Annotated in this window: 11 protein-coding genes; 10 read left to right on the top strand and 1 reads right to left on the bottom strand. The window is 54.6% G+C overall.

All coding sequences use genetic code 11. The features are described 5' to 3' along the window. Positions 1 to 144 precede the first annotated feature (144 nt). The 6 genes from EH55_RS02150 (at position 145) to EH55_RS02175 (ending at position 7,165) form a co-directional block, all read left to right on the top strand. A complete protein-coding gene (locus EH55_RS02150) occupies positions 145 to 1,377 on the top strand; it encodes a benzoate/H(+) symporter BenE family transporter (protein ID WP_037974409.1) in 1,233 nt (410 codons plus the stop codon). 94 nt (positions 1,378 to 1,471) lie between these two features. Further along, the gene (locus tag EH55_RS02155) at positions 1,472 to 2,251 is read left to right on the top strand and encodes a carbon-nitrogen family hydrolase (RefSeq protein ID WP_037974410.1); all 780 of its coding nucleotides are present in this window, start codon (positions 1,472 to 1,474) and stop codon (positions 2,249 to 2,251) included. 485 nt (positions 2,252 to 2,736) lie between these two features. Further along, positions 2,737 to 3,954: an MFS transporter gene (locus EH55_RS02160; protein WP_256261502.1), complete on the top strand. Its 1,218-nt coding sequence runs from the start codon at positions 2,737 to 2,739 to the stop codon at positions 3,952 to 3,954. A gap of 269 nt (positions 3,955 to 4,223) precedes the next feature. Further along, positions 4,224 to 5,474, top strand: a complete 1,251-nt coding sequence (locus EH55_RS13265; protein WP_051682560.1) for an MFS transporter — start codon at positions 4,224 to 4,226, stop codon at positions 5,472 to 5,474. Positions 5,475 to 5,721: 247 nt separating this feature from the next. After that, entirely contained in the window at positions 5,722 to 6,594 is an 873-nt protein-coding gene (locus EH55_RS02170) for a fumarate hydratase (protein WP_037974412.1), read from the top strand. After that, positions 6,587 to 7,165 (top strand): FumA C-terminus/TtdB family hydratase beta subunit, encoded by a 579-nt coding sequence (locus tag EH55_RS02175; RefSeq protein WP_037974413.1) that lies wholly within the window; start codon positions 6,587 to 6,589, stop codon positions 7,163 to 7,165. The genes EH55_RS02170 and EH55_RS02175 overlap by 8 nt, the downstream gene beginning before the upstream one ends. A 112-nt stretch (positions 7,166 to 7,277) precedes the next feature. Here EH55_RS02175 and EH55_RS02180 read toward each other — a convergent pair whose 3' ends face one another. Beyond that, positions 7,278 to 7,883: a helix-turn-helix domain-containing protein gene (locus tag EH55_RS02180; protein WP_037974414.1), complete on the bottom strand. Its 606-nt coding sequence runs from the start codon at positions 7,881 to 7,883 to the stop codon at positions 7,278 to 7,280. Between the two features lie 271 nt (positions 7,884 to 8,154). Between EH55_RS02180 and EH55_RS02185 the strand changes: the two genes are divergently transcribed. The 4 genes from EH55_RS02185 to EH55_RS02200 all read left to right on the top strand — a co-directional run bounded on the left by EH55_RS02185 (position 8,155) and on the right by EH55_RS02200 (position 13,714). Further along, positions 8,155 to 9,402 carry an NAD/NADP-dependent octopine/nopaline dehydrogenase family protein gene (locus tag EH55_RS02185; protein WP_081839400.1) on the top strand — a complete coding sequence of 416 codons (1,248 nt, stop codon included), beginning with the start codon at positions 8,155 to 8,157 and terminating at the stop codon, positions 9,400 to 9,402. A 75-nt stretch (positions 9,403 to 9,477) separates the two neighbouring features. Continuing rightward, complete coding sequence (locus EH55_RS02190; RefSeq protein WP_037974415.1) at positions 9,478 to 11,868, top strand: glycyl radical protein; 2,391 nt, start codon at positions 9,478 to 9,480, stop codon at positions 11,866 to 11,868. 73 nt (positions 11,869 to 11,941) lie between these two features. Then, complete coding sequence (locus EH55_RS02195; RefSeq protein ID WP_037974577.1) at positions 11,942 to 12,736, top strand: glycyl-radical enzyme activating protein; 795 nt, start codon at positions 11,942 to 11,944, stop codon at positions 12,734 to 12,736. Positions 12,737 to 12,799: 63 nt separating this feature from the next. Beyond that, positions 12,800 to 13,714: a sugar phosphate isomerase/epimerase family protein gene (locus EH55_RS02200; protein ID WP_037974416.1), complete on the top strand. Its 915-nt coding sequence runs from the start codon at positions 12,800 to 12,802 to the stop codon at positions 13,712 to 13,714. The last annotated feature ends 47 nt before the right edge of the window (positions 13,715 to 13,761 follow it).

The raw sequence follows: 13,761 nt of genomic DNA on the forward strand, positions 1-13,761 counted from the left end.
ATGCGGATTTGAATCGTCACTATCGAATCTTTCAGTACGCAGGCGTAGAAAAGCCGGCTTTTTGCCCTGCGCGCTGTTGGAGTAGTGCCTTAAACATGCTGTGCAACGCATTTCAAAAACTGAAGATAAAGGGGAGCTGCAAATATGGCAATATTTGAAAAAGGCCCTGGGTTCGCTGAAGGGTTGCGTTCTTTTTGGGGCGACCAGAACTTTGCAAACGTAAGCAACGGAATAATCGACGGACTGGTATTTGGAATTATAGCTATTCCGCTTATACAGAAGGCCTGTTCCGTTGCGAACCTGCCGCCTGAGGTCGTCGAAAGCTGGCTTGTCACAGTCTATGTCGGCGGAGGCATCATAAGCTGCATAATGGCGCTTTATTACAAACTTCCCATAGTCGGCGCATGGTCTATCCCTGGCGCTATGGCCCTTGCGCAGGTACTCGGCAATTTCACTCTACCTGAAATTGTAGGAGGATTTCTGGTCGCCGGCCTCTTTGACCTGATTTTGGGGCTTACTGGCACAGTCAGACTGCTGGTTAGGAAGATACCGGGCGCCGTAATGATGGCGATGGTTGCGGGCACTCTGTTCGGGTGGGGTTCAAAATGCGTGACGTCATTTAAGACCGCTCCTGTAATATGCGCATGCGGCGTAATCGGATTTGTGGTCTGTAAAAAATTCCTCAAAAAGATTCCCGCTGTCATGGGCACACTGATAGCAGTTTTCATAGCTTCTATAGCAATGGGTAAACTTACAGCGGTACCGCTTGATTTCTCAATCGCCAAACCGATGTTCGTCATGCCGGCGTTCAACTTTAAGGCGGCCCTTTCTATAGGAATCCCGCTTGGCCTTTTGGTCGTCTGCGCCGAGAATATGCAGGCGATAGGTGTTCAGGTTGCGATCGGCAAAAAACCTCCAGTCACGGCAATGACAGTTGTGAGCGGCATCGGCGGGATAGTGGCGCCATTCTTCTGCGGGCATAACTGCAACATCGCCGGTCCGATGACTGCGTGGGCCGGCAGCGACGACTGCGGGGACGTCGATAAGCGCTATGTGGCGGCGGTTTGGTGCGGCGTCGCTTTCGCGCTTACTGGGATCTTTGCGAAATTCACGATGGGGCTGCTCGCGATGATACCGGCCGAAGCGCTCAACATGGTCGTCAGCCTGACGCTTATCGGCATGATAATCGGCGCTCTCGGAGATTCTTTCGGCTCCGGGAAATTTAAGTTTGGCAGCTTTGCCTCATTCATCACGGCGGCGAGCGGCGTAACATTCTTCGGCATCGGTTCGGCGTTCTGGGCTCTCTTTGCCGGTACGATCATCACGCTTCTCCTTGAGAAGGGTGATTACGACGCGATGGTCTCGCCGCTTGATTAACACAGATTAGGTATAATTCTCATATGGCGTGGCGCAGCTCGGCCGCATCGCTGCGCCACGCCAGATTAATTCATGGACAAGGAGTGGATGTATTTTGAAAGTTTCATCTATTCAGCTGGAAATCAAAAACTCGCGCAGCAAAGACGGGACCATTGACTACGTTCTCTCATTGATGGACAGGTGTGCCGGAGACGATCTGATCATTCTGCCTGAACTTTGGAACGTCGGCTTCTTCGGCTACGACGAATATAAGTCGTCGAGCGAGCCGATAAACGGCAAGACCGCTTCGGCGATATCGAAAAAGGCGAAGGAGCTCGGCGCGTACGTTTATTCGGGGAGCTTCGTGGAAAACAAAGACGGCAAATATTACAACGCCAGCGTCCTCTTCGACCGCGAGGGGCGCGACATCCTCGAATACAGAAAAATGCATCTCTTCTCGTACAACTGTAAGGAGCCTGAGATACTCACACCGGGCGAAGAGATTTCCGTAGCGTCCACCGAATTCGGACGCTTCGGGCTTGCGACCTGCTACGACCTGCGCTTCCCGGAGCTTTTCAGAAAGATGGCTGTCGAAAAGGGCGCCGAATTTTTCCTCGTGACGTCCGCTTGGCCCTTCCCGAGGGTCGAGGCCTGGAACGCGCTGAACCAGGTGCGCGCGCTTGAGAATACCTGCTATTTGATCTCCTGCAACGCGGTCGGTGTCGACCGCGGCGTCCGCCTCGCCGGCCACAGCCAGATCGTGGACCCGTGGGGCTACGTGTTGGCCGCGTCAGGCTACGAAGAGACGATCGTCAGAGCCGAGATACCGGCGGGCAGCGTTGCGAGAATACGAAAAGAGTTCCCCGTCCTGAAGGACAGGCGCCTGACGGTTTAAGGTTGCAAAGGAAGAGATATCGCACAGCAGAGAAAATATGTTGCCGAAGAAGATGAAGAGATAATCAAGTACCTAGGCGAAAACGGTATGACCGTCTATAGGATGAACGCTAAGGAGTCTGGCGAGTTTGAAAAAGCGTTGCATCCTGTATACGAAGCTTTCAGCGATATGTCGCCGGGATGCAAGAGAACTATTGACACGGTGCTTAACGCCAAAAAGGCGCCGAGTTATTAAAATTGAAAGGCGTGATTCTCCCCGCCGCGGCGCTGACAACATGATATGAAATACTTTCCCACCGTGCTGGCATCTGAGATATCCTTTGAAACGTCGCCCCGGGTGGGAAAATTTGTATCTTTACATGCCAGTCACAGAAACGTAGAATATTAGAATAGAATACTAAACTAAAATGAAAGGGCCGCAGTTTCCACTTTGGCTGCGGTATTTTCTCTATCGTTGAGGAGGAGCCAATGGAAAAACGGGGTGGTATGGTCGTATATATATCATATGCGCTGTTGATTTCAGCATATTTTTTATGTTGCCTGATAGGGACGTCCGGTGTGGTGGTTCTTCCGGTCCTTTCTTCCGCTATGGGGCTCTCCCCTGCCATAGTGGGACTTGTTTCCGGGATGTACTTTTACGGTTATACGATAACTCAGCCGTTTTGCGGAAAGATGTGCGACAGCAAGGGGCCGCTTTTCATGGAAAGCTGCGGCATCATAATCTTCGCTTTCGGGCTTGCGCTCTTTGCCGCGGCCGATAATGTTCTCATGCTCTGCACCGCGCGCTTTTTACTCGGAGTGGGGGCCGGCCCGACATTTTGCAGTCTGATGGTTTTCCAGGCGAAGGCTTTGCCCCGGCATCTGTTTTCGAAGTTTATGGGGTTGACGATAATGCTTGGGAATTTAGGCGGAGTAGTGTCAGTCGCCCCTCTTGGCTTCGCGATAGATAAGCTTGGCTACAGGAACGTGCATTATCTACTGGGCGCGGTTTCGTCCGTGTTGTTTGTACTGCTGCTTTCAATGCTTCGCAGGCTCCCGTTCGAAAAAGACGAAACCGCCGCTTCAGGTAAAGACGACGTTTTACGCGGGTTTGGCATCATGCTCGGAAGCCGGCAGCTTACGGTTATTGTTTTCGTATGGCTGATCGTGATGGTTCTACAAATGAACTTGATTGGGCTCTGGGGGGTCGAATGGCTGAGAAAAACATGCCTGTTGTCCGAGAATCTCGCAAGGGCTTGTATGTCTATGGGAGGCATCGGAGTCCTTGCCGGAGCTCTTGCGGTGGGAATCGCCGGCAATCTTTTTTCTAAATCGATCATCTTTTTAAGGGGCTTTTACATGCTGCTGATCGCAAGCCTCGCACTGTTGATTCTTAGCGTGAGCCGTTCATGCCAGTGGCAGCTTCTTGCCGGTATCACCTTTATCATCGGCATGACGCTCGGTATTATAAACGTTTTGTGCAATGTTTTCCTCTATAAGATAGTGGGGGCGGGCGTTGTAGGTACCGTAACGGGGGCGTGTAACCTCGTCCTCTTTTTAAGCGTTTTGCTGAGTCAATGGTTCTCAGGTGCATTTATTCAGAAGTGGGACGCGGCGGCATTTTTATCGGATTTTTCGTCCATATCGGCGTTTTTTGTCCTTATTGTGCTGCTTGCCTCTGCCGTGTTGTTCCTGTTCCTTTGCACGGATTACAAGGACGTTTAGTATCAAAGCCGCGAGGCCGCGAGGGAGAAAATGTAAAAGTGGCGGCGCGCGGTTTTGTTTACCGTGTTTGCCGCCGTTTATATTGCTATGGCGGACGATAAATGTCAAGGCGCGCGTTTGCTCAAGTACCGTATTTATGGTTAGCGTATGCTCTGCATGTAATTTTGTCGGCTTGCATATTTATTTTCGATAATTTCGCGGCATTTCCCTTCCTGTGATATGTGATATATAATCCTCAATTATCAAACGAAACGTTGGGGGCGGTGGTTTTGGAGGGGAAGAACAGTTTTCTTTCGCCGGTTTTCGTGCGGCTCTTTCTGCCGTTCGGGCTGGGGTATTTTTTATCCGTTTTTCTCGGCTGCGCGAACGCGGTGATGTCGCCGCTGCTCGTTTCGGAGTTTTCGCTCTCTCCCGCGGATCTCGGCTTTATGAGTTCCGTTTATCTGATTTTTTTCGGTGTCGCGCAGTTTCCGATCGGGGTTTTTCTTGACCGTTTCGGCGCGCGGCTGACGCTCGCTCCGTTTTTGATATTTGCGGTCGCCGGCGCCGCGCTTTTCGGCGCGGCCCGCGGCTTTGGCGCGCTCGTCCTTTCACGCGCGCTCGTCGGCGTCGGCCTTGCCGGCAGCCTTATGGCGGCTTTCAAGGCTTTTGCCGCCTGGCTTCCGGCCGAAAAGCTGCCGGTCGCTTACAGCGCGCTCTCTCTTATGGGCGGGCTCGGCGGGATGTTCGCGACGCGCCCCGTCGCGATGGCTTTCGACGCGATCGGCTGGCGCGCCGTTTTCTTTGTGCTTGCCGCCGCGACGCTCGCATACGCGGCGGCGGTATGGTTCGTGGCTCCGAAGGATGAGCCTGGCGGCTCGGCGGAGAAAGTGCCTCTGCTGCGTCTGCTTTCGCAGATGTTCGCCTTTTTAGGAGAGAGGCGTTTCCTCTGCGTCGCGGCTCCGGCGACGGCGGGGCAGGGCGTCTTTTTCGCGTATCTCTATTTGTGGATCGGGCCGTGGATGTACGACGTGGCGGGCTTCGGCGAAGCGTCGGCCGGAGCCTGCATGATGGCGGCCTTCGGCGGCGCGGCCGCGGGCTTCTTCCTGAACGGCGTGCTTGCCGAGTGGTTTGAGGATAGGGGTTGGCTCTCCTGGGAGCAGTTTTATCTGCTTTCAGGTGCGTTCGTAGCCGTTTTTCTCGCCGTGATAGCCGCCGTAAACGGCGCCGCGGCCGCGCCCCTCTGGTGTATCGTGATGTTTTTCGCGGCGATGGCGATGATATCTTTCCCGATAACGCGCCGGATGTATTCTGGCGGCGAGGTCGGGCGCGCTCTGTCGCTTTTGAATTTCATCATATTCCTCTTTTCGTTCCTTATTCAGTGGCTCGTCGGGATCGCTCTTGATTTTTATCCCGTAGCCGGCGGGCATTTCTCGCCGGAAGGGCACAGGGTGTGCGTCCTTGCGGTCGCCCTCTTCAATCTTGCCTGCTGCGCTTACTTCGCCCTCGGAATGAAGCTCGGCTGGCTGCGCCGAGGCTGATCTGCCAAGGTGCGAAGGGGAAATTTTTATACAGATTTTTCATTTGCATAGCAAGAATGTATATTTACAGCCGGCAATTCTTTGCGAGGGGCGCAGTGAAGGATGAAATTTTGCTTTCGCCGCTCTTTTTGTGAAAAAAGAAAGAGTATCGGCGTTCGCCGGTGAAAAGGTGTCGGGCGCGCCTTTAACATTTCACGCGCTCTCTGTTATCATTACGCTATGAAGTCATCCGCTTTGGAGGCGCGAAATGAAGATATATAAAATCACAGCCGAGGAAATAGCCGAAAAGGTGCGCGATCTGGCCCTTGCCGCGAACATGTATCTGCCCGAGGACGTTAAGTCTTCGCTTGCCGCCGCGCGCGCCGCGGAAAAAATGCCGCAGGCGCGCGCCGTTTACGAGGAAATAATCAAAAATGCGGAGCTCGCCGCGGAAAAATATATGCCGATATGCCAGGACTGCGGGATGGCGGTCATCTTCGCGGAGTTCGGGCAGGATCTGTTCGTAGAGGGAGGCGGCGCCTCCGACGCGCTGAACGAAGGCGTCCGCAGGGCCTACGCGGACGGCTATCTGCGCAAATCCGTCGTCTCGGACCCGCTCTTCGCGCGCAAAAACAGCGGAGACAACACGCCGGCAGTGATACACTGGCGCATAGAGCCCGGACATTCTCTGAAAATCACGGTCGCGCCCAAGGGTATGGGCAGCGAGAACATGAGCCGCATATTCATGCTGAAGCCGGCGGACGGCGTGGAGGGCGTCGTGAACGCCGCTGTCGAAACGGTGCGCGCCGCGGGCTCGAACCCCTGCCCTCCGGTCGTGATAGGCGTAGGGATAGGCGGCAATTTCGAGACCGCTCCGCTCGCCGCGAAGGAAGCTCTGCTCGTCCCCTGCGGCAAGCGCAATCCCGTCGGCTTTTACGCGGAGATGGAGGAGCGCATCCTGAACGAGGCGAACAGGCTCGGAATAGGCCCGGCCGGCATAGGCGGAAGCGTGACGGCGCTCGACGCCCACATCGTAGCGCGCCCGACTCATATCGCCGGGATGCCGGTCGCCGTCAATCTCTGCTGCCACGCGCTGAGGCACGCTTCCGGGCGCATCGAGGGGAGGCCCTGCAATGAGTGAGAGTAAATTCGTAACGCTGCCGCTCGACGATGAAGGCGCGAAGGCGCTTCACGCCGGCGATATAGTGAGGCTCTCCGGAAAGATTCTCGTCGGGCGCGACGCGGCGCACAAGAGGATAGCCGACGCGATAAACGCGGGAGGAGAGCCGCCGTTTTCGATAGACAATGAAATCATCTATTATGCGGGGCCCGCCCCGACGCCGCCCGGCGCCGTGATAGGCCCGATAGGGCCGACGACGAGCGGGCGCATGGATCCCTACACGCCGCTTCTCCTCTCCAAAGGACTGCGCGGGATGATAGGCAAGGGCAAACGCGCGCCGGAGGTGCTCGCCGCGATAAGGGAGCATAACGCGGTATACTTCGGCGCGACCGGCGGCACCGCGGTGTTGCTCGCCGCCTGCGTCAAAAGCGCGGAGCGCGTCGCATACGAAGATCTCGGTCCCGAAGCCGTGCTGCGCCTGGAGGTGGAGGAGATGCCGCTCATAGTCCTCGCCGACTGCCACGGCGGCGACCTGTACGAAATCGGCCCCGCGGAGGCGAGAAGTCATCGAACAACGTTGAAAAATTGCTGAAAGCCGTGCGTCCGCCGGGTGATGTTTATATCCGAGCCATAAATAAGACTAACGTCAATAAACTTCAGGCACTGTGCACGGAAATAGTTTTTCCTGTTTTAACGGCCCCGTCTTAATGCTGAGTGGGATCGTCCTCGGAGAAGCATGGCGGGGAGATGTAGCTCCACAAGCTCCGGCAGGGTTTGTCTCCGTGGCATTTGAGAGCGTGTTTTTCTCCCGCGTATACGTAATAGGAGTCGCCGGGCCTGAGCAGATTCTGGGTCGTTTTGCCGTACTTGTCTAACGTCACGAGAATCATTTCGCCCTCTAATATGAATGCCAGCTCGTCAGTCGTATGCGGCTGAGCCACCCTGGCGAAGTTCTTGCTGTTGTTGTCAGGCCATAGCGTGACTATGAGTCCCTTTAATTTCTTCAAATGCCCGTTTGTAACGAGTTCATACTTGATTATGCCTTCCTTATTCAGGATGACTTTGCGCTCGTCCCTGCGGACGAGAAGTTTGTCTTTGCCGAAGTCCATGCGGAGGAATTCGATGATGTCCATGTCGAAGGCAGAGCATATTTTTGCTACCGCGTCTATCGTGATGCTGCCCTGATTGCGTTCGATCTTGCTGAGGTATGATATGGAAAACCCGGTGGCCTCGGCGACGTCTGCCAGAGTCATGTTTTTCTGCTTTCGCAACAGCTTTATTCCGCTTCCTATCATTTCGACCTTGTTCATCATTTTATCCCCTTTCTTAATATCACTTTTTTTCAAATTATGCTGGTCAAAGGTAAAACGGTCAAGTGTGCATCTGTCGATTTGTGCGACATTTCGCGTCAAGAAACCGTAATTTCTATAACGAGAAAATAACTCTTCTTGTTTGGATAAAAGAGGTCTTTTGGCTTGAAAGGCTAAAAATGGCAGATATAATCACCATTAGAAGAAGCTGCTTTCACTTAACGTACGCAAGATTTTAGATATGGAAGAGTAAATTTAGGGGGAATGTAAAATGGCTGCAAAGAGTATGGAGTATCTGAAGAATATGCCGATCGCGGTCCTTGGCGGCGGAGCCGTTGGCAAAACCTGCGCCGCCGATATGAAACTTGCCGGCAGGGAAGTTCGTCTGTTCGACATGATGCCGTTCGCGGAAAGCACCCTTGCCAACGTAGAGAAGACCGGCATCCTGCTTGACGGCGTTCAGCACAACCTGTACTGCTTCGAGCGTTCAGGGCGCGCGCATTTCGACATGGTTACGAGCAATATGGGGCAAGCCATGAAGGGGGCGGGGCTCATCGTCATAGCCGCGCCTGCGTTTGCGCACGAACCGTTCTTCAAGGCACTTATCCCTCTCCTTGAGGATGGGCAGGTCATCCACATATTCACCGACAACTACGCTACGCTCCTCCTCCGCAAAATGATGAGGGAGATGAACTGCACGAAGAAGGTCGTCGTTGGCGGCTGGTCGTCGGCTCCTTATGGAACGAGGCTTGAATCCATTGGCGCGTTCGTCTTCCCGCATGTAGGGGTCAAGTACCGCGCAATTACGCTCCGCGGCGCGGCTCTGCCGATGACCGACAACGACGCCTTCATGGAATCCGCGGCGTACCTGCCCTGCCTTGACGCAGTCAACCAGGGCGACGGAGTCGTAGCCGGTAATACGGTGCTTGACACAGGTTTCGCGAACATCAACCCCGTCATCCACGTTCCAGCCACAATCCTCGGCGTCTCCACGATGGAAAATTGGGGGAAGATATTCGGCGACTTCGACAAAACCGGCTATTCAATGTACAAGCATGCCCTCTGCCCGTCGATCTGCGAAGTCCAATATCAGTTCTACGAAGAAGAGAAGGCTATCGCTAAGGCGATCGGCGTAGGCACGCCGTCCTACTCCTACGAATCCTTCTTCTCGCGGCGCAGCATTTTGACTCAGGAATACATGGGGCTTAACAAGGAAGGCAAGGACAACGTGCTCTTCCCGCTCGACCAGCCCTCCAACGAAGGCAACACGGGCCCAAACAGCATCAACCACCGCTACCTCACGGAGGACGTCCCCGTCGGCTGCAAGATTTACCACGATCTTGGCGTTCAGTACGGGGTCCCGACTCCGATTATTGATTCGATGATCGTTCTTGCAGGCGCGATGCACAAGAAGAGCTTCTTCGCAACCAGCAAGTATAACCTCGCCTACCTCGGCATCGACGACATGCCGAAGGAGGAGCTGCTCGACTACCTAAACAACGGGGTCTACAAGCGCTAATAAGTTTCAGTGAACATCGCCGCCGGTGCGGCCGAAAGGCGCGCTGGTCAATACAGAAAGAAAGGGAGTGTCGTTATGGCTAATTATATGGACCGTATAGAGGCGCTTCGCGCACAGTATTTGGCGACACGCGTGGAGATGGATGTCTACAATGCCAAGTATCTCACCGAAGGATTTAAGGAGTATGAAGGGCAACCCTGGATACTGCGGAAGGCCAACGGCTTCCGCAATCAATGCCGCAAAAAGGACATTTACATCCTTGATCATGAGCTTCTGGTCGGAGGCTCTGGCTTCAAGCCCCGCTGCGGTATACTCTGCGCCGACAGCTCGTGCTCCATCATAGATAAGGAGCTCGACACCATCAGCACTAGAAAGTTCGATCCGTTCTTCCTCAGCGAAGAGGGGAAGAAAGTCTTTAAAGAAGAAGTCTCAGAGTACTGGAAGAACAAGTGCCTCCTCGACAGGTGGCGCGCCATGGCTCCGGAGGATATGGAGACGCTGCGCAACAATGGGATGATTTTTATCGACCGCAAGGCCGTCCGCGGTTACGGCGAAACCACGCCGGGCTGGCAGCGTCTGCTGAAGCTGGGAATCTCCGGTATTCGCAAGGAAGCTGAAGAGGCCCTTGCCAAGCTCGACGACTCGCACGTCGGAGACCTTGAGAAGATGTTCTTCTACAAAGCGGAGATAATGGCCTGCGAAGGTATTATTGAGTTGGCCCACCGTCACGCGGACCTTGCCGAGAAAATGGCCGCAGAGTGCGACGATCCTCTCCGCAGGGCCGAGCTCCTCAAGATAGCGCAGGTCTGCCGCAGAGTCCCCGAGTTCCCGGCGGAGACCTATTACGAAGCTCTCCAGAGCATACTCTCCTATGAGTACGCAATCTACATGGAGCAGAACGCTTCCTCCTACAACCTCGGCCGCATCGACCAATACCTTTATCCATACTACAAGGCGGATATCGAAGCCGGCAGGCTCACCAAGGACGAGGCTCAGGAGCTTCTCGACTGCATGTGGATCAAGATCGCGGAGCTCAGCCTGTTCCAAGACGCAGTAACCGCAGAGTACGCGGCCGGCTACTGCATAACCGTACAAGTCACGCCGGGCGGCATCGACCAATACGGCAACGACGCGGTCAATGAGCTCTCTTATATGGTCATCCAGGCTACGATGGACGTGCGCTTCAAGGAACCTAACATGTCCATCCGCTATAACATCTCGAAGAACCCGGATTCTTTCCTCCGCAAGGCCGCGGAAGCCATTCGTCTCGGACTCAGTATGCCTGCGGTCTACCATGACGACGCCGGTATCCGTATGCTCCTCAACAAGGGCGTGCCTCTGAGCGAAGCTTGGGACTGGAACCCCTGCGGCTGCGTAGAAACGAACCTCAGCGGCCGTATGAAGCAGTACACCGACATGGCCGACCTCAGCATGGGCGGGGTCGTCGAAATGGCGATGAACGACGGCGTGAGCCGCACCACGGGCAAGCGCGTTTCCATCTCTACGGGCGATCCAGCGGACTTCAAGACGTTTGAAGATTTCTTCAACGCTGTCAAGAAACACATCAGCTACTTCGTGGATGTAATCGTATCCGGCAACCAGCTCCTCGATTACCTCAGCATGAACTATCGCCCGGTCCCCGCCCTTTCACTTACCTATGGCGACTGTATGGCGAAGGGCATGGACTATAGCTTAGGCGGCGCTAAGTACAACTGCGGCGGAGGGGTTATAACCGTCGGGCAAGCTGACGTCGTCAACTCGCTCGCGGCTGTCAAGTACCTCGTATACGACGAGAAGAAGATTTCCATGACCGACCTCTGCAAAGCGCTCGCCGCCGACTTCGAAGGTTATGAGGACGTACGGAAAATGTGTCTCGAAGCTCCGAAGTACGGAAACGACGACGAACGCGCGGACTTCGTGGTAGGCGAAGTATTCACCTACGTCATAGACCAGTTTGAAAAGTACGATACAAAGTTCGGCAAGATGACCACAGGAATGCTCCCTGTTTCCGGCAATACGCCCATAGGCAAATGGGTCGGAGCTCTTCCTTCCGGACGCAAGGCCGGCACCCCGCTCACCGACGGTATAGGAGCCACAGGCGGCACGGATGTCAACGGACCGACGGCGCTTCTCAAATCTGTGAGCCGTATTCCGCATGCCCGCTATACTCAGGGCACCCAGCTCAACATGAAAATGGATCCCGCCATGGTGGCCGGAGAAAAAGGGCTCGTTCAGATGATGAACCTGCTAAAGACGCTCTGTACCCTCGACATTTATCACGTTCAGTTCAACATCGTCGACCGCGCCACGCTTATAGATGCGCAACAGCATCCCGATAAGCACAGGGACCTTCTGGTACGCGTGGCCGGCTACAGCGCCTTCTTTGTCGAACTCGGCAAAGAGGTCCAGGACGAAATAATCGGCCGTACGGAGATAAGCGACTGGGGCGGAGGCTGCGGCTGCTGAATCACATTTCATCCTCGGCGTACCCGGACGCCGGGGAATATTCAAAACGAAGGGACGGACGCTGTTGACGACGATGAACGAAACTAATGAGAAAGAGCTTCTGGGTATGGTCCTGCGCATCGAGCGCAGCTCTATTTACGACGGCGAAGGGTTTCGCACGGTAGTCTTCCTCAAGGGTTGTCCATTGCGTTGCCAATGGTGCTCTACTCCTGAAAGCCAGTCCTTCCAAATCGAAACCACGGCTGAAAGCGTCTACGGCAAACAGATGACGGTAGAACAGGTCATGATCGAGGTTCGGAAGGACAGCGCTTTCTTCTTCCATTCCGGCGGCGGAATGACGATTTCGGGCGGAGAGTTGCTCGCCCAGCCGGATTTCAGCAGAGCTTTGCTCCGCATGAGCTGGAACGAATGCATCGACACCGCGATAGAGACCTCCTTCTTCTCGACCTGGGAGATAGTAAGCTCCATTCTTCCCTATGTGAACACCGCCTTCGTTGACCTCAAAATATTTGACGACGAGATGCACAGGAAATACTGCGGCGGCGGCAACAAACAGATACTTGAAAATCTGCTCCGCACGAACGAAATTAAAAAATCCGACAGCGAGCCGCCGTTCAGGCTCGTGGTCCGCACCCCGATAATCCCGGGAATCAACGATAGGGCGGAAGAGCTCGAACAGATAGGGCGCTTCTGTTCAGAGCTCAGGTACCTTGATCATGTTCAGCTTCTTCCGTACCACAGGCTCGGCACGGACACCTACAGAAAACTCGGCAGACGCTACGCTTTCCCGGATCTTGAATCCCCGTCCGCCGAACGCATGGCGGAATGCCGGGCGTACGTACAAAAATATATCCCGCAAGTTACTTAGCCGTCGTTATTTTAGCGACGGCTGTTTAAAACGGAAATAAAAACACAAAGGAGCGTACAAACGATGAAATACTCAGAACGTCCCATCAAGCTTGGAATGCACACCTACACTCTCCATCTAAGCGGCCTGGGCGAGAGCTGGGGTTTTGCGGGCGCCTATGCGTTCGAGAAATACATAGACCTCATGCAGCTCATGGACCTTTCTGTCGAATGGGGGCTCGATGGACTGCACGTCACGAACGTCGACCTTGAATCGCTCGCCCCATCACGCCTAATGGAGGTCAAAGCCGCGGCGGAGGCTCACGACCTCTACCTCGAATACAACGTCTCCTTCAACGCTCCCAGCGACCCGCGCGTAAATTCCACAGTCAGGGATGCGCTGCTCAACGGAAAGGCCATCGGAGCGGAACTCGTAAAGTTCAGCCTTGACATCGAGCGCCCCCACCCGGTCTACGGAAGCTGTATGCACCCGGTAGTGATGCGCCAGCTTGCGGCCCGTTACGACGAGTTCAAGGCCAACCTGTCGCTCATGGACGAACTCGGACTCCAGATCGCGATAGAGAACCACTGCGACACCTACGCCGACGAAGTCATCTGGCTCATCAAACAACTCAACCATCCGAAAGTCGGAGCCTGCCTCGACACAATCAATTCGTTCGTAGTGATGGAAGGGCCGGAGGCCTGCGTGGAAAAGATGGCTCCGTACGCGACCTGCTGCCACTTCTGCGATAACAAAATAGTAGTCGACCCGGACGGTACTCACTCTATCGGAGTTGCCATCGGACAGGGCGACATCGACTGCGTGAGGGTCATGAACCTGCTTAGGGAGAAAGCCCCTCTTGACCGCATCACGTTCGAAGTCGAATACGAAATAGGCCGTGATTCGCTCGAGGTGGCGCGGGAGAAGGAGATTCAGGCCTGTAAGGACAGTATCGCGTACCTCCGCAACGTACTCAAACTCGGAGTTCGCGGAAGATAATCGTCTGGAATGCTGTAACTCAGCTTTTAGAGATAAATCAACGTATA

This window comes from Synergistes jonesii, from assembly GCF_000712295.1.
GTDB lineage: Bacteria > Synergistota > Synergistia > Synergistales > Synergistaceae > Synergistes > Synergistes jonesii.